17 protein-coding genes are annotated in these 15,993 nt (G+C 43.8%); 9 read left to right on the top strand and 8 right to left on the bottom strand.

Annotated elements, in window-relative coordinates; all coding sequences use genetic code 11:
• Positions 1-14: 14 nt before the first annotated feature.
• Complete coding sequence (locus tag H0Z23_RS03670) at positions 15-1,097, bottom strand: histidinol-phosphate transaminase (RefSeq protein WP_296867613.1); 1,083 nt, start codon at positions 1,095-1,097, stop codon at positions 15-17.
• Between the two features lie 197 nt (positions 1,098-1,294).
• On the opposite strand from H0Z23_RS03670, the gene hisD reads away from it, so the two are divergent.
• From hisD to H0Z23_RS03625, 9 genes are read left to right on the top strand one after another with little or no spacing between them, the layout of a single operon-like run.
• On the top strand, positions 1,295-2,554 hold the full coding sequence (hisD, locus tag H0Z23_RS03665; protein WP_296867612.1) for a histidinol dehydrogenase: 1,260 nt from the start codon (positions 1,295-1,297) through the stop codon (positions 2,552-2,554).
• Positions 2,547-3,755, top strand: coding sequence for an ATP phosphoribosyltransferase regulatory subunit (locus H0Z23_RS03660; RefSeq protein ID WP_296867611.1), 1,209 nt, complete (start codon positions 2,547-2,549; stop codon positions 3,753-3,755). Before hisD ends, H0Z23_RS03660 begins: the two co-directional genes overlap by 8 nt.
• Entirely contained in the window at positions 3,749-4,393 is a 645-nt protein-coding gene (gene hisG, locus H0Z23_RS03655; protein ID WP_296867610.1) for an ATP phosphoribosyltransferase, read from the top strand. The genes H0Z23_RS03660 and hisG overlap by 7 nt, the downstream gene beginning before the upstream one ends.
• The gene (gene hisB / locus H0Z23_RS03650; RefSeq protein ID WP_296867609.1) at positions 4,390-4,959 is read left to right on the top strand and encodes an imidazoleglycerol-phosphate dehydratase HisB; all 570 of its coding nucleotides are present in this window, start codon (positions 4,390-4,392) and stop codon (positions 4,957-4,959) included. Before hisG ends, hisB begins: the two co-directional genes overlap by 4 nt.
• Entirely contained in the window at positions 4,956-5,567 is a 612-nt protein-coding gene (hisH, locus tag H0Z23_RS03645; protein WP_296867608.1) for an imidazole glycerol phosphate synthase subunit HisH, read from the top strand. The genes hisB and hisH overlap by 4 nt, the downstream gene beginning before the upstream one ends.
• Positions 5,568-5,569: 2 nt before the next feature.
• A complete protein-coding gene (locus H0Z23_RS03640) occupies positions 5,570-6,292 on the top strand; it encodes a 1-(5-phosphoribosyl)-5-[(5-phosphoribosylamino)methylideneamino] imidazole-4-carboxamide isomerase (RefSeq protein WP_296867607.1) in 723 nt (240 codons plus the stop codon).
• Entirely contained in the window at positions 6,286-7,077 is a 792-nt protein-coding gene (hisF, locus tag H0Z23_RS03635) for an imidazole glycerol phosphate synthase subunit HisF (protein ID WP_296867606.1), read from the top strand. The genes H0Z23_RS03640 and hisF overlap by 7 nt, the downstream gene beginning before the upstream one ends.
• Positions 7,052-7,693, top strand: a complete 642-nt coding sequence (gene hisIE / locus H0Z23_RS03630) for a bifunctional phosphoribosyl-AMP cyclohydrolase/phosphoribosyl-ATP diphosphatase HisIE (protein WP_296867605.1) — start codon at positions 7,052-7,054, stop codon at positions 7,691-7,693. Before hisF ends, hisIE begins: the two co-directional genes overlap by 26 nt.
• Positions 7,683-8,522: an HAD family hydrolase gene (locus H0Z23_RS03625; RefSeq protein WP_296867604.1), complete on the top strand. Its 840-nt coding sequence runs from the start codon at positions 7,683-7,685 to the stop codon at positions 8,520-8,522. Before hisIE ends, H0Z23_RS03625 begins: the two co-directional genes overlap by 11 nt.
• Positions 8,523-8,541: 19 nt before the next feature.
• Here the strand turns inward: H0Z23_RS03625 and H0Z23_RS03620 are convergent, their stop codons facing one another.
• From H0Z23_RS03620 to H0Z23_RS03590, 7 genes are all read right to left on the bottom strand, one after another.
• Positions 8,542-9,189, bottom strand: coding sequence for a GDSL-type esterase/lipase family protein (locus tag H0Z23_RS03620; protein ID WP_296867603.1), 648 nt, complete (start codon positions 9,187-9,189; stop codon positions 8,542-8,544).
• 19 nt (positions 9,190-9,208) lie between these two features.
• The gene (gene citC / locus H0Z23_RS03615) at positions 9,209-10,270 is read right to left on the bottom strand and encodes a [citrate (pro-3S)-lyase] ligase (RefSeq protein ID WP_296867602.1); all 1,062 of its coding nucleotides are present in this window, start codon (positions 10,268-10,270) and stop codon (positions 9,209-9,211) included.
• A complete protein-coding gene (locus H0Z23_RS03610) occupies positions 10,257-11,273 on the bottom strand; it encodes a PfkB family carbohydrate kinase (protein WP_296867601.1) in 1,017 nt (338 codons plus the stop codon). Before H0Z23_RS03610 ends, citC begins: the two co-directional genes overlap by 14 nt.
• Positions 11,274-11,282: 9 nt before the next feature.
• Positions 11,283-12,758 carry an AMP-binding protein gene (locus H0Z23_RS03605; RefSeq protein WP_296867600.1) on the bottom strand — a complete coding sequence of 492 codons (1,476 nt, stop codon included), beginning with the start codon at positions 12,756-12,758 and terminating at the stop codon, positions 11,283-11,285.
• 64 nt (positions 12,759-12,822) lie between these two features.
• The gene (locus H0Z23_RS03600; protein WP_296867599.1) at positions 12,823-14,013 is read right to left on the bottom strand and encodes a M20 family metallopeptidase; all 1,191 of its coding nucleotides are present in this window, start codon (positions 14,011-14,013) and stop codon (positions 12,823-12,825) included.
• Positions 14,014-14,209: 196 nt separating this feature from the next.
• Positions 14,210-15,556, bottom strand: a complete 1,347-nt coding sequence (gene gdhA, locus H0Z23_RS03595; protein ID WP_296867598.1) for an NADP-specific glutamate dehydrogenase — start codon at positions 15,554-15,556, stop codon at positions 14,210-14,212.
• A gap of 234 nt (positions 15,557-15,790) precedes the next feature.
• Entirely contained in the window at positions 15,791-15,976 is a 186-nt protein-coding gene (locus H0Z23_RS03590; protein WP_296867597.1) for a hypothetical protein, read from the bottom strand.
• Positions 15,977-15,993: the final 17 nt, after the last annotated feature.

Genomic DNA, 15,993 nt, shown 5'->3' with positions numbered 1-15,993 from the left:
CAGAAAAGATCTACCTAGGAAAGATTCTTAAATATATTTATCAATCTGCCCATGTCTTCCTCCCGACCTATGGTGACCCTAAGCCAAGTTTTATTTCTCTTATCCCCTTCTGTTTCAAAGGCGGCTGGGTTTAAGAATTTGACTTCAAGTCCATTTATCCTAAGAGATTCCCTTATCGTTCCTATGTCACAGCAGGATTCAACGAGGGCAAAATTAGCTGCACTGGGATAAGCCCTCCAACCCGGAAGCTTGCTGACGTCGGCTATAAACCTGTCTCTAGTGCACCTTATGCCCTCCACTCTATTTTCCATCCATTCTTTGTACTTCAAAGCTATCAAGGCAGCCTCCTGAGATATGATGTTAAGATTGAAGGGGGAACGTACCCTCTCCAAAGCCTTGCGTAGGTTCAAAGAGGTAAAGGCATAACCTATCCGCAACCCTGCCATTCCCCAAGCTTTTGAAAAGGTCCTCAATACAACCAAATTGTCAGGAAAGTCGCAAGACCCGTAAAAATCCAAAATAGAGTCATAACCAAATTGGACATAGGCCTCGTCCACCAACACTACCCCCGGCGAAAGCCTTATCACCTCTTTTAAGAAATCCAATGGGAGACTTTTCCCTGTGGGGTTATTAGGCCTATCCAATAAAACCAAATCAGGGGAATAAGAAGAGAGGCAATCTAGAAATTTTTCTTCGTCAAAAGAAACTTCTCCTGCAGACAGCTTAAAAGGAACAATTTTCTGCTTCACCGGGAAAATCTTACAAAGATAGCAATATTGAGAAAAACAAGGCCTTAGCATCAAAACGTTAGAGCCAGGCTTAGTAAAAGCCAAAAACAGCATCTGTATTATCTCGTCTCCTCCATTTGCTACTGTTACATTATCTGCATCCAATCCCGCATCAAGCGCCAAAGCTTCTCTAAGTCTGCGATTTTCCATATCCGGATACCTATTGAAACTCAAGTCCTGCATCCTCATCCTAAGCTCTTCTTTCAAGGCAGGTGCCACATCGTAAGGGTTTTCGTTCTTGTCAAGGAAAACTCGAAGTTGTGAATTATCATTCAAAAAACCATCCTTCAACATAGCATTTGGCAACATTTTTATTTATCCCCCTATCTCTTTATCAGAATAACAAGTCATCCGATACGGACGAGAGTCTATCATCTTGTTATCCGCTCTGTCAATGAATTAAATTTTGGAGTCTTTACAAGCATACGCCAGCATGGTAATATTCTTGCTCAGTTAATTTTCTATCTTTTTATCAAGATAAATTACTACTATGAGGGTGGTGAACGATGAAAAGCATAAAATCACGCAAAATCGCAGCTGAAGCCAATAATCTAACCGTAGAAAACCGAGTAAAAGAGATATTGGACGCCATCAGGAATGTTGGCAAAAAAGCCTTATTAAAGTTTATAAAAGAACTTGATGGATATGACGGTCCCCTAAAAATAGAAAAAGAACAAATGGACAAGGCCCTTGAAGCCATCTCTGTTGAACTTAGAAGGAGTATAGAGAGGGCAATAAGTAATATACGGGCTTTTCATAAGGCGCAAAAAACCTTACTAAATAAAATGGCCCTAGACACAGAAAAAGGAATAACTGCCGGCATACGTTTTACTCCTGTGAACAGCACCGGCGTGTATATACCATCAGGGAGATATCCCCTCCCCAGCACAGTGCTAATGTCCGTTATTCCTGCTCAAGAAGCCGAAGTTTCACGGATAGTCGCTATCTCTCCGGCCAGAGGCAAAAAGGGGATACATCCTTCAATTCTCGCGGCTTTGAAACTCGTAGGGGTAGAAGAAGTATATGCCATGGGCGGAGCACACGGTGTAGCAGCATTAGCCTATGGAGTTGAGGGCATAGAACCGGTAGATTTCATCGCCGGCCCAGGCAACGCGTATGTGACAGAAGCCAAAAAACAACTCTATGGAACTATCGGAATCGATGGCCTGGCAGGCCCAAGCGAGGTGCTGATAATAGCTGACAACTCAGCTGATCCAAGCCTTGTTGCAGCAGACCTATTAGCTCAATCAGAGCATGACCCGATGGCCAGAAGTGTTTTATTCTCGACAGACGAGGCACTAGCTAAAGAGGTCTTAGAGCATATTGAATTTCACCTGAGAGCAATAGACCCTTCAGGCACTCTAAGAGCCTTTTGGGAAGGAAACGGCGAAATATACGTTGGAGACATTTATGAGGCAATTGAATTCGCCAATCAAATGGCACCAGAACACCTTGAACTAGCAATTGCTGATGCTGAGAACTACCTTGAAAAACTAAACTCATTTGGGGCAGCATTCATAGGGCACAATAGCGCTGAAGCTTTCGGAGACTACATAGCAGGAACAAACCACATACTCCCTACAGCAGGAACAGCCAGATGGAACGGAGCTTTGTGGACTGGAACTTTTATGCGCCCTCAGTACTTTCTTTCTATCGACGCTAGAGGTGCTGCGTCCCTAGCTGAAAGTGGCGAAATCCTCGCCCAGGAAGAAGGGCTTATGGCCCACAAATTATCAATGCAACTTAGGAGGAAATCCAATGACTAAAATCCCCTCTGGATGTCGCATATACAGCGGCCCTAAGGCCGCATCAATAGAAGCGGCCAGAAATACCTTTTTGAAAGTTTTTTCAGCCTTCGGCTACAAAGTTTTCTGCCCTTCAACCATACAGCTGCTATCGTCCTGCTGGAGTAAGCTGCCACCATCAATAAGGGAAAAACTTATAGTTCTCAACACTCCGTACGGAGAAGTAGCATGTCTTAGACCTGATTTAACGCTAACAGCCGTATCTTACATTTCCTCCCACTATGCACCACAGGAAAGGCCTCTGCGAATCTGTTATGCTGATAAAATTTTTTTGGGGCCAGAAGAGCCAGAAACAAATCTAGAGCATCTCCAGCTTGGGGCAGAATTAATAGGATGGGATGGCAATGGTGCCGATATAGAGATCATATCAATTATGCTTAAGGTGCTTGACCTGCTGGGGCACAATGATGCCCAGGTTGTCATTGGAGACACAAACATAATAGATTTCATACTCAAGAAAACTGCCCCAGATATAGCTCAATCATTGAGAAACGCGCTCCTTAGACAATCCCTTGCAGAGTATTACAGCATATTGGAAAGGCATCCTGTCCCCCAATTGAAGCTTTCACCCCTTTTAGCTCTCCCCACTTTAAAGGGAGAAACCACCATATTGGAAAAAGCTGAAAGGCTATTGCCAAAGGAAACACCTCTAGAAGACATAAAATACGTGATTTCTTCATTGGAAAAACTGGGATATGCAAAGCGCATCGTGGTGGATTTTGCTCTATCCAGAAGGCTTAACTATTACAGTGGCCCTGTCTTCGAGGTCTACAGCCCAAGATCCAAGAAGCTTTTAGGCGGAGGCGGGAGATATGACGCCCTTCTAACGTCTTACGGCATTATTGGACAAGCTATAGGATTCGCTCTAGACCTGGAGGGTATAACTCAAGCAAAAGAATCAAACACAACCTCAAACTGGGTAATGATATGGGCTGGTAAAGCCAGCCCTAAAAATGCCATGGAAAAAGCCAACATATTGGCAGATAGAGGTTTTCACGTAGAGTTAAGCTGGACAAACAATAGGCAACAATCCATTGATCTGGCAAAAAGGCGTAAGTTTAGATGGTGGCTCAGCATTTCTCTAAACAAGATATACGATTTGGGAAATGCTTGCGAGTACGACCTTGCTGAGTGGTTGGAAAAGGAGGAGAGAAAATGCTGACTTTTGCTCTCCCAAAAGGTAGGATGCTAAAAACATGCATAAAGTTACTTAAGGAAATGAACATACCATGCGTAAACATCGAAAACAGAGGTAGAGCCCTTGTTATAGAAGAAGAGGGAATTAGATACATCTTGGTAAAACCTATGGACGTACCAACTTATGTCCATCACGGGGCTGCCGATGTTGCCTTTGCAGGTAGCGATGTAATATGGGAGAGCGGCGCATCACTGGTAGAAATAACAGATACTCAAGAAGGGTTGTGCAGGCTGGTAATTGCTGGCCCTCAAAGCCTTGTTAATCTCTTCCTAAAACACAAAAGCAGTCTAATGGGAATAAGGATAGCAACAAAATATCCTAATATAACCAAACAGTACTTCTCTTCCATGGGTATCCAACCAGAGGTAATCCCTCTTAAAGGTTCCATAGAATTAGCCCCCCTCCTTGGGTTAAGTGATGGAATATTGGACATCGTACAAACTGGAGAAACTCTTAGGGCAAACGGCCTGCAGGTAGTGGAAGAGGTAACACAGGTATCGCTGCGAATAATTGCAAACAACAAAAGCGTGCACGAACACTGGGATAAGCTTGGCAGATTCCTGGAAAAAATCAGGATTTTGAAGGAGAGGAAGCGCTTATGATGGAAATAACCAAAAGACAGACAAAGGAAACAGACATATCTATAGGTTTAAGCCTTGAGCCCGGTCAAGTCAAAATAGATATACCCTGCTCCTTTTTGGCTCACATGTTGGAGCAATTGTTACACCATGCTGGTTGGAGCGGAAAAATAGAAGGTAAAGGCGATGTAGACATAGATTATCATCATCTGGTCGAGGACATAGGTTCAACTTTGGGAATTCATCTTAATAAAATCTTCTCAAAAAACAAGTATAAACGCTATGGTTGGTGTCTGCTGCCAATGGACGGGACTTTAGTCATGGTTTCCATTGACATGGGAGGAAGGGCTTTTTGCTCTTTTGATGCCATATTTCCCACCCCCAAGTGTGGAGATTTTGACACAGAACTCGTAGAAGAGTTTTTTAGGGCACTATCCAGAGAGGGCCGCATGACAATACATATTAAAGCCCTTTCTTGTGATAACTCCCATCACTTGGCTGAAGCCATCTTTAAGGGAATGGGCCTCTCCCTTGGCCAAGCCCTAACCCCTAGCCCTTTGGATCCAAGCACGAAGGGAGTATGGTCATGATAGCCATAATAAATTACGGTGCAGGAAACATTGGCAACATACTGAGGGCTTTAAAATTCATTGGTAAAGAAGCCCTTGTAGTAGAAAAAACTTTTGATTTATCACATAAGGTAGAGATTATACTGCTTCCAGGTGTTGGCTCCTTCGCTCCAGCCTCAGAAAAACTGAAAAAAACCGGCTGGTTTGATTTCCTAAAAGATTGGGAAGAAAAGGGGAAACCTATCTTAGGCATATGCCTTGGCATGCAGCTTCTATGTGAAAGCAGCACCGAAGGCAACTACTCCGAAGGGCTAGGAATATTTGAAGGGACAATAAAAAAACTAGTAAATGTTCCCAAATTACCCCATATTGGCTGGAACGAAGTTAAGTGGATCAGTAACTTCACTTCTCCGTGGGGAGAAAGCTCCAAGGAGGCATATTTCTACTTTGTTCACTCTTATGCCCTTGAGGTTACGAACAATACAACAGGAATAACTACATATGGAGAAAGTTTATTCTCTGCCATAATACAAAAACCTAACGCCATAGGCTTTCAATTTCATCCCGAACGAAGTGGGGGAAAAGGCCTATCTCTTTTGCGTTGGGCAATTGAGGAATTGGAGGAATAGTCATGGAAATATTCCCAGCTTTAGACCTTTTTGAACATAAAGTCATAAGGTTATACAAGGGAGATTTCAACAAAGGAACTATATACAGCCATAATCCCATAAAAACCGCTGAAAACTTTGCATTGCAGGGAGCTCGGTGGATCCATGTAGTGGATTTAGAAGGGGCTAAAAAAGGCACTCCCACCCACCTGGATCTATTGGAAGAATTTGCAAAGATGGAACTTAAGATACAGTTCGGAGGAGGCTTAAGAACCTTTAAGGACATAGAAAACGCCCTATCAGCTGGAGCTACTCGCGTAATGGTAGGTAGTCTGCTCTTCAGGGACAAATCGACTCCCAACGTACTATTTGAGAAATTCAACGACAGGGTGGTACCTGCTGTAGACGTCAAAAATGGCATGGTCTCTACTCATGGTTGGGAAAAAACCAAGAATTTACACCCCCATGAGATAATAAATTACTTAGTGTCTATTGGCTACAGAACGTTTCTTGTTACATCAATAGATAGAGACGGTACTTTAAGAGGGCCGGAGGTTCGTCTTTACAGAACCATTATTTCCGGGACAAAAAGCAAAGCAGAAGTAATAGCTGCAGGGGGAATAGCCAATATTTCTGATATAACGAAACTCAAACTTGAGGGGCTTAATGGCGTGGTATTAGGAAAATCTATATACGAAGGGAAAATAAACATAAAAGAAGCCTTGGAGGTTGCTAAGCGATGTTAACTAAGCGCATAATTCCCTGCCTCGACGTCAAAAATGGACGGACTGTTAAAGGCATAAACTTTAAGGGTTTAAAGGATGCGGGGGAGCCCGCGGAGCTGGCGCTTACTTACATGAATGAAGGCGCTGATGAAATTGTGTTTCTGGATATTTCAGCCTCCAATGAACGCCGGAAAACAATGGCTCAGTGGGTAGAAAAAGTAGCACAACGTATTTTTATTCCCTTCACAGTTGGCGGAGGCATAAGCTCCGTGGAAGAAGCAAAATTCATCATAAGCCTCGGAGCAGACAAAATTTCTCTCAACACATCAGCTGTAAGGGAACCTAACTTGATAAAAGAATGCTCCCAGCTTCTGGGCAGCCAAGCCGTAGTCCTGGCAGTGGATGTCGCCTTCAATGGAAAAAAGGGACGTTACGAGGTCTTCGTCAACGGCGGCACTACCCCCACAGGCCTTGAAGCTATAAGCTGGATCAAAAGAGGCGTGTCGCTGGGTTGTGGAGAAATTTTACTAACATCTATAGACAAGGACGGAACTAAGGATGGATATGACTTAAGGCTCATCGCTGAGGCAAGTAATTCAGTAAATGTGCCCATAATCGCCTCGGGGGGGGCAGGAAAGAAAGAAGATTTTCTTGAAGCCATAAAGGCTGGAGCTGATGGAGTCTTAGCGGCATCAGTTTTCCATTATGACCAGATAAAAATAAAAGATTTAAAAAAATACCTCAAATCAGAGGGAACACCTATCAGAGAGGAAGAGTGCTATGGGTGCACAAATAGAAAAAATTAAATTTGACGAAAAAGGACTAGTACCAGTCGTAGTCCAGGATCAAGAGACCGGTCTAGTTCTAATGATGGCGTGGACCAATAAGGAAGGGGTTCTTGAAACACTTAAGCGAAAAGAGTTGGTGTTTTGGAGCAGGTCAAGAGGAGAATTATGGCGCAAAGGAGAAACTAGCGGCAATGTCATGAAACTCAAAAAACTTCTGGTGGATTGCGACGGCGACACTCTACTGGCTCTGGTGGAACCTCAGGGGCCGGCATGTCACACAGGAGAAGTTTCTTGCTTTTTCAGATCTATTGAAGGAGAGATTCCTCTAATAGAAGATAACATTACGTTCTTACATCGTTTATTGTCTACTTTAAAACTCAGGAAGAGGGTGATGCCAAAAGGAAGTTACACTGCCAACTTATTTTCTTCGGGGATAGAACGTATAGCCCAGAAAATTGGCGAAGAAGGGGTAGAGACAGCCATCGCAGCGGCGACGGGCAAAAAGGGTCAAGTCATTTCAGAAATGTCTGATCTACTTTACCATTGCCTGGTAGCCCTTGTATACTTAGATTTGCCTTTGACAGCGATTTGGAAAGAACTTTCTTCTAGACATGGAGGTAGCAATGGCAGCTAAAAGAGCTCTGATCTTCGACGTTGATGGTGTCCTGGTGGACACTTCAAGATCTTTTCCTAACGTGGTTTTTACAGCAATACAATGGTGGAGCAAATACAAACTAAACTTACAAGTAGACTGCAGGCCTTTTGGGAAAGAGCACTACAAGGTAACCAAAAATCATCCTTCTTTTAACGACGATTACGATATAGCTTGGGCATTTCTCGCTTTCCTTGCCAGCAAAAGGATTAAAAGGTTATCTGAAAGTCGCATAAGCCCATTGGAGTGGGGAAACATTTTGTCGAGCTGCAAGCAAGGCGATCCCATCCCATGGGTTCTCTCTATGTTTGGTTCCGATATTCCCAAAAGAGAAGAAGTACGAAAGTTGTGTGAGGAAATCTACTTTGGTTCCAATACATTGCAGCACATCAACGGCAGACTCCCCCAAAATGTACGCATTAAGGGGCTATGGCATTTGGAAACTCCCAACATAACCACCCATTGGAGCAGCTTTTCTATTCCAGTAGGTATATACACTGGAAGAAGTCGTTCTGAACTTCAGCTAGCCCTCGAGATTCTGGGCTGGTCCGATTTACCCAAAGATCATTACATTACATCGGATATGGGAATTTCCAAGCCTTCCCCAGAAGGATTTTACGTCCTTTCACAAACATTGAAATTCGAAAACGTATACTATTTTGGAGACACTCAAAGTGATCTAGAAGCCTTTAAAGCTTACGGTAGAGGCAAATTTTTTGCCATAGGGAATTATCTGGCAAACCATCCCAATCATTTTAACAATTTAAAAGAAGCTTTGGATTTCTTACTTGCAAGGCAATTAAAATTATAACCGCTCATTAAAACAGCCTCTACCACTGGGATTTTTTTATCAATTTGGCTAAAGCTTCGGCTATGATTCTGTACCCTTCTGCATTAGGATGAATAAGATCACTTTTGAGACTTGGGTTGGAAAGGACCTCCCGTAGAACTTCTCCTTCATAAAGAGCGTTATATTTTTCTGCAACTGTTTCGTAAAAGGATGGGACCACTAATCCCAACCCCGGCTTAGGAACACCTATTATTACAAGGTCTGCAGGTGTAAATTTCACCGTTTCTGCCATGGCTGCCAGATCCTGCTCTATAAGTTCGTCAGGCCTTCCATGTAAGATGTCGTTGCCTCCATGGCATATCAGCACTAAGGAGGGATTATACTCTTCCAGAAGGTCTGAGAGCCTCTTAGCTCCCTTTGAAGCTAACTCTCCTGGAACCCCTGCATTTATTACCTCTAGCCCGAGCTCATCCTGAAGGAACTCAGGATAGGATTGCCCTTTGGGAGCGCCAGTTCCGAAGGTGAGGCTATCGCCAAAAGCTAAAATTAAATCTCCTTGTTTGAGAGGCATTATTTTTACTTTGGCCTCAGCCTCAACGGGGGCAAATGCTGAGATCCACAATATCACAACCGCAATAACGCAAACCTTGAAAGAAACCTTTATCCACTTCTCTGCCGTGGGACTCATAAAAGTCCCCTCCCAGCGGTTAATGGCGGCCTGTACTTTCCTTTATCTTTGCCAAAACAGACCCAGCTTTCTCAGATACCAGATATTCCCAAGTGGTCTCTGGTACCAACCTTCTTATATTCTCCCAATCATCTCTCCTTATCAGTTCCCTAACCGTAGAAGCTGACACAATTGTACCATCTCCCAGTGTCAACCTGGGTATTTCCACAAGGTCAACGCCTCTAGGAGGCAAAACCTCCTTCATGGCCTCATTATATGAACCAGTTACAGCACAATAAGGTTCTGTACCGACAAACCTCTTGGAAATTTGAAGGACTGGCACGAATAAATTGGCAAATAAAGTTACGTCGAGCCTGGCTTGAATGGAGGCAATCTTCTCCGCAGACGCATCTTTCATGAAGTAAGAAGGAAATGTGGCCGGAGAAACTGCATAGTCTCCACTTTTTATGACAGTGACGTTAGGTAGATGAGAGGTTCCTTTTTTCACCAATTCAATTCTGTGCTTGAAAGGAAACGACGAAAGGTCGGCTTCCACCACAACTACATACAGGTGGTCCACAGCTTTCGATGCCTGTTCTATCAAATACTGATGCCCTTTAGTAAATGGATTACAATTCACTACAACTGCCCCAGCAGTTTGTCCCTCTTTAAGTTCTTTCTTGTTTTCCAAAAGATATCTTTTAAAGTGGTCTACTCCGGGATGACCCATTTCTAAAACCGCTGCATAATCTTTGTATCTTGCAAGCTCCCTGAAACCAAAAGAACGGAATTTATCTGCTACGTCCGGTTTCGTAAACACAAAAAAATGAGTAATTCCTTTACTTCTTCCATATTCTATAAGTCGAGTTATTATGGTTCCTGAAAGGTTTGCTTCCCGCCACTGGGGGTCAATAGCCAGCATTTTTAAAACTTTACCTGAAAGGCTGCCTGTCGCTATTATATTGCCCGACGGATCCTCTACTATTACAGACGCATCAGGCCTTCCCTCATAAACCAGCCCCTGCTTTTCTAAAAAAGCCTTAATAGCCTCTTGTTCTTCCGACAACGGAGGAACAAGCAGATTAACGTTAACTCCTAACATGAGGTCCCCCTCCTTTTGCCTCTTTCGCCAGGGCAATATGTTCGCTAGTTGAGGCCCACTCTCTGGTCTTTATTACATCATCCCAATGAACCACAGCCGTACCCACCTTTGAAACAGCAATCCCAGCAGTTATCATAGCCAGTCTAGAAGTGACATCATAATCCAGGCCAGCTGCAATAGACAATGCCACACAAGCCACCACCGTATCACCCGCACCTGAAACATCGTATACTTCCTGCTCAAGGGCAGGGTAATGAAAACATCCTTCTTCACTAGCTAGCATCATTCCGTCACCGCCAAGGGTTAAAACCAAAGCATCAAGCTCTAGCTCCTTTCTCAACTTTAATGCAACTCTTTCGGCGTCCCGCAAAGTATCTATACGTTCACCGGACATTATCTCGGCTTCTTTCCTGTTAGGAGTAACCACCGTGGCACCACGATAGCCATTCTTCGCTGGTGGTTTAGGATCTATGACAACATTTATGTTTTGCTCCTTAGCCCATTGGATTAACCTAGAAGCCCTTTCATCCCCTATCATTCCTTTACCGTAGTCAGAAAGCACTAAAACCTTGCTGCCTGAGGCCTTCTCTTCCAAGCTTTTCCATAAAAGACTCTCTGATGCTTTTTCTAATATAAGTTTTTCCTCCCAATCTACCCTGACTATCTGCTGGGCTCGTGCCACAACTCTTGTTTTTCTAATGGTCTTTACATTCTCTAATGCCACAGAGCGGCTAAACCCGTAGCTATATTTCTTCGCCAAGGCCTCCAAGATATTACCTGCAAAGTCCCTCCCGTAAAACGTGACAAGCTCAGCATTCCCACCTAAACCTACAACATTGGCTGCTACGTTGGCCGCACCACCAGGCCTATATTCCTCTCGATGGACGTTTACAACTGGAACTGGGGCTTCTGGAGAGATCCTAGAGGCATCGCCCCATATATAATGGTCGACCATTGCATCTCCCACTACTATAACTGAACACTTAGAAAATAAACTTTCCATATTTGGACCTCACCTATTTCGAAGTTCCCGTCTTAATACCTTTCCGATACTTGAACGCGGTAAATCGTCCACAAACTCCACAACTCTTGGGACTTTATAGTGAGCAAGTCGTTCCTTGCAATAAGAAATTATATCCCTGGATTGAACGCTAGTGCCTGGTCTCTTTACGACATACGCTTTTACTATTTCTCCACTGACGGGATGAGCTATCCCTACAACGGCCGTCTCTGAAACTCCAGGAATTGACTGAATTACTTCTTCCACTTCTGCCGGATACACATTGAATCCCCCTACAATTATTATGTCGCTCTCCCTATCGAGTATGCTAAGATATCCGTCTTTGTCGATTTTGACTATGTCGCCTGTATTAAACCATCCATCTTTTATCCTTTCAGCAGTACGCTGAGCATCTTTGAAATACCCTTCAAAAACAGAAGGCCCCTTTAGCCACAAAACCCCTTCAGTTTCTGGATCTTTAATTATATTTCCTTCTTTATCCCTAATTTGCACCTCGTACCCTTTCAATATAGTGCCAACAGTGCCCAATTTCCTTGCTTTTTGTCCAGGGTTTATCGAAACCACAGGTGAGGTTTCGGTAAGTCCATAACCTTCAAGAACACCAATTCCTAATATCTTTTGAATCCGCTGGTCCAATAAGGGCGGGAATTTATCTCCTCCAGATACCAATATTCTCAAAGAAGTAGGTATCTCTGCCCCCCTAGCTATAGCGCCTAACATCAAAGCTATCATGGTTGGAACCGCAATTACAGCCGTTACCTCAGCCTCAAGAATGGCTGCCAAGGTGTTTTCTGCAGGCATAAAATTCGGCAGAATCAGCTGAGGAAAGCCTCCTAACAAGGGCAAAAGGCTACTAGTTGTAAAACCTAGGGCATGGAAATTAGGTAGCACATTTAAAAAGCGATCCCCCGGCTGTAATTCCATAAAATGATCTATAGATTTAGTAACATTATCCAGCAAGTTAGCATGTGTAAGGGGAACTGCCTTGGGGGAACCCGTAGTCCCTGAAGTATAAAAGAGGACCGCTGTTTCCGCATTAGAGGATCTATTAGGCCCCACTTTTACAGAAGGCAAAGGGCCTTCTAAAGGAGCAGTTATCGTCAAGATTCCCATCTTGGTAAGATCTTCGGCCGCACTTTCCATCCCCTCAGGCATGACAGCCAAAGACACACCTGCATGCTGTAGGTGCTTCGCCATGTTAAGCCTGCCTGCCTGCAAATTTAATGGCAATAACGTCCCTTTAAGACTCCAGACTGCTACAGCCAAGGATAAAAACAAAGGGCAATTGGGCATTATAACGGCCAAAACTTGCCCTTCACCGAAACCAGCGGACTTCAAAGTATCTCTGCACCTTGTTACCATCTCACTAAGAACGTTGCGAGACCACCACGTCCCTCTCCACCAGAAGGCCTTTTCCCCGCCGGCTTTTTTGCATATTTCAAGGATGCGATCTTCTAGTCGATTCAACAACCCTAACCTCCTCATATTTGAAAATACAAAAAGAAAGATTTAAAAGCTTGATCAAAAAATATTAAACCTTCAACCCTAAATAAGCCAGCCAAGCCGCTCCTATAGGGATCAAATCCTCAGGAACATCATATGCTGCACTATGAAGCCCTACATCCAAACCAGTTCCTAAAAGCATAAAATTACATGGCACCTTCAGGGAATAAAAAGAGAAATCCTCACCATTAAGGATAGGACTGGCCATATTAAAAACCTGGCTCTCTCCAAAAAATGACTTAGCCAAACTTATTACTTTTTCTGTCAATAAAGGATCATTTATTAGACTGGGATAATTCTTTATATATTCCACATTCGCAATGGCTCTATGGGCTTGGGCAACCAAAGGAACCATGTTCTCCATACGTTCCTTAATAAAATCCCGCACTTTTTCACTAAATGCCCTTAAAGTGCCCCACAGATGAGCAGATTCCGGAACTATGTTATATATCTCTCCTGCCTCCATTTGCCCAAAAGTTATCACAGCAGTCTCCAAGGGATCTAACTCTCTAGTTATTATCCCCTGCACCGCCAACATTATATTTGCAGCCACGATTAGGGGATCTACACCCAGGTGGGGACTAGATGCATGGGTAGCTGTCCCTCGAATTGCTATATGTATGCGGTCAGAAAGAGCAGTGAACAGCCCCTTTTTTGTGTGAATCTCTCCATAGGGTATTTTGGGCCAAAAATGAAACCCAAACATTTCACCAACCCTAAACTTGTCCAAAAAACCTTCCTCTATGAGTTTCTTTGCTCCACCTTTGCCCTCTTCGGCTGGTTGAAATAAGAAAACCACAGGTCTTTTCAGCTTGTCTCTGTGCAAGCTAAGCAACTTAGCCGCTCCCAATAGGGCAGCCATGTGGGAATCATGTCCACAGGCATGCATCATGCCTGGAAAACACGAAGAGAAAGTAAACCCTGTCTTTTCCTGTATAGGTACTGCATCCATATTCACTCTCAGCGCTATCGATGGGCCATGCAAACCCTTTCCTAGGACCCCTATAACAGACGTAGGAGCGCCTAAGCCTTTAACCACTTCTATTGAATCCATGGACTCTAGCGCCGAGACAATTTTTGAAGAAGTTATGTTCTCCTCAAAACCTAGTTCGGGAAATTGATGAAATTCTCTTCTCCATGAAACTATTTCATCTACAAGCTCTTCGGATTGAGACAGGAGAACCTCTGCCAAGTTAGGAATATTAGAAACATCCGCCATTAAATTGCCCCTTTCCCCAAAAATTTGAAGCTAGAGCCACCAATCTGCATATAAACAACAGCAACAAATAAACAAGCACATCTAATTTGGTATATTATACATAATTTAAGGTCCTTAGTATACTCAACTAAAAAAGGGGGGCAAAAGCCCCCCACGGATTCTAACACACTATATATTTTTACAAAACTCCTTTTTCTTAGAAGCCCTGGTCTATCATCGCCTTGGCTACACGGAGGAAACCAGCGATGTTGGCCCCCACAACATAGTTTCCAGGATGTCCATACTCTGCAGCTGCTTCCACACAGCTCTTATGTATATTCACCATTATCTCATGGAGCTTCTTGTCAACTTCTTCCTTGGTCCAGAAAAGTCTCATGCTGTTCTGAGACATCTCGAGACCGGAAGTAGCGACACCACCTGCATTAGACGCCTTACCAGGAGCGAAAAGGATCTTGTTTTCAAGCAAGTAGTCAGTAGCTTCCAATGTAGTAGGCATGTTAGCACCTTCCGCTACAGCTATGCAGCCGTTTTTAACGAGTGCTTTCGCATCTTCCAGATCGAGCTCATTCTGAGTGGCACAAGGCAGCGCAACTTCCGCTTCTGCAAGCCCCCAAGGCCTCTTACCTTCATAGTATTTGGCTGTGGGGAACTTCTCTGCGTACTCCTTGATCCTGCCACGTTTGACGTTCTTGAGCTCCATAACAAATTCCCACTTTTCTCCTTCAATTCCATCTTCGTCGATAACGGTACCACTTGAGTCGGAAAGAGAAATGACCTTACCGCCCAGCTGGTTAACTTTCTGCGCAGCATATTGGGCAACATTACCAGAACCCGAAATGAGAACCCTTTTGCCTCCTATGGAGTCGCCTTTGGTCTTGAGCATCTCCTCGGCAAAGTACACACAGCCATAACCAGTAGCCTCAGGCCTAATCAGGCTTCCGCCCCAACCAACAGTCTTGCCAGTGAGAACACCACCATCATGAAGATTTGCAATCTTTTTATACTGGCCAAATAGATAGGCTATTTCCCTTGCCCCTACACCTATATCGCCGGCAGGCACATCAGTGTTAGAACCTATGTGGCGATACAGTTCGGTCATGAACGCCTGGCAGAAACGGCGGACTTCATTGTCGCTCTTACCTTTAGGATCGAAGTTGCTTCCACCTTTTCCTGCCCCCATAGGAAGCCCCGTAAGAGAGTTTTTGAAAATCTGCTCAAATGCAAGGAATTTGAGGATGCTCAGGTTTACGCTTGGATGGAACCTCAAACCGCCCTTATATGGGCCAAGGGCGCTGTTCATCTGAATCCTGTAACCGTAATTTACTTCGATGTCTCCATTATCTTTTTCCCAAGTTACTCTAAAAACAACAGTCCTCTCAGGAACAATAATCCTCTCTAAAATTGCGTGTTTTTTATACTTCGGATCGCTTTCAAGCACAGGCCTTACGGCATTGACAAACTCGGTAACAGCCTGAATAAACTCTGGCTGCCACGGCCACCTGGATTTAACCTGCTTTTCAACTACTTCATCCACCCAACTCACGAAAATCCCTCCAATTTTCTAGGATATTATCTACCTTGCCACCTTGGCAAGGCAACAGCTCTAACCTCAGCTTAACTCCGTCTAAATTAGCCTCACAAATACAAGTTTATGTGAAAGATATAGCTTGTCAAGGTAAATATAAAATTTTTTATAATTCTCTAAAATATACAACATGAAAATAATGGGAGAGTTTTTCTCTCTCCCATTACCTACTCTCCTATAACCTCAGCTTCCTTAAGAACAACCACCCCGAGGAAGCTTAGCATTGACTACCTCCAAAGTTTTGCTCCAAAGAAACCCTCTCACTTCAATGCGAACAGTATTATCGTCGAACTTCATAACCTCAGGAACCCACACCTTCAATCCATCGCTTTCTAAAGCTATATACCCCTCCTCAACAGGAGGTTTGCCACTCTCCACGAGAGCCGCATAGCGAG

This window comes from Thermovirga sp. (genome assembly GCF_017656375.1).
Classification (GTDB): Bacteria; Synergistota; Synergistia; order Synergistales; family Thermovirgaceae; genus Thermovirga.
The sequence above is the reverse complement of the archived record's forward strand: the minus strand, read 5'-3'. Positions and strand labels throughout refer to the sequence as shown.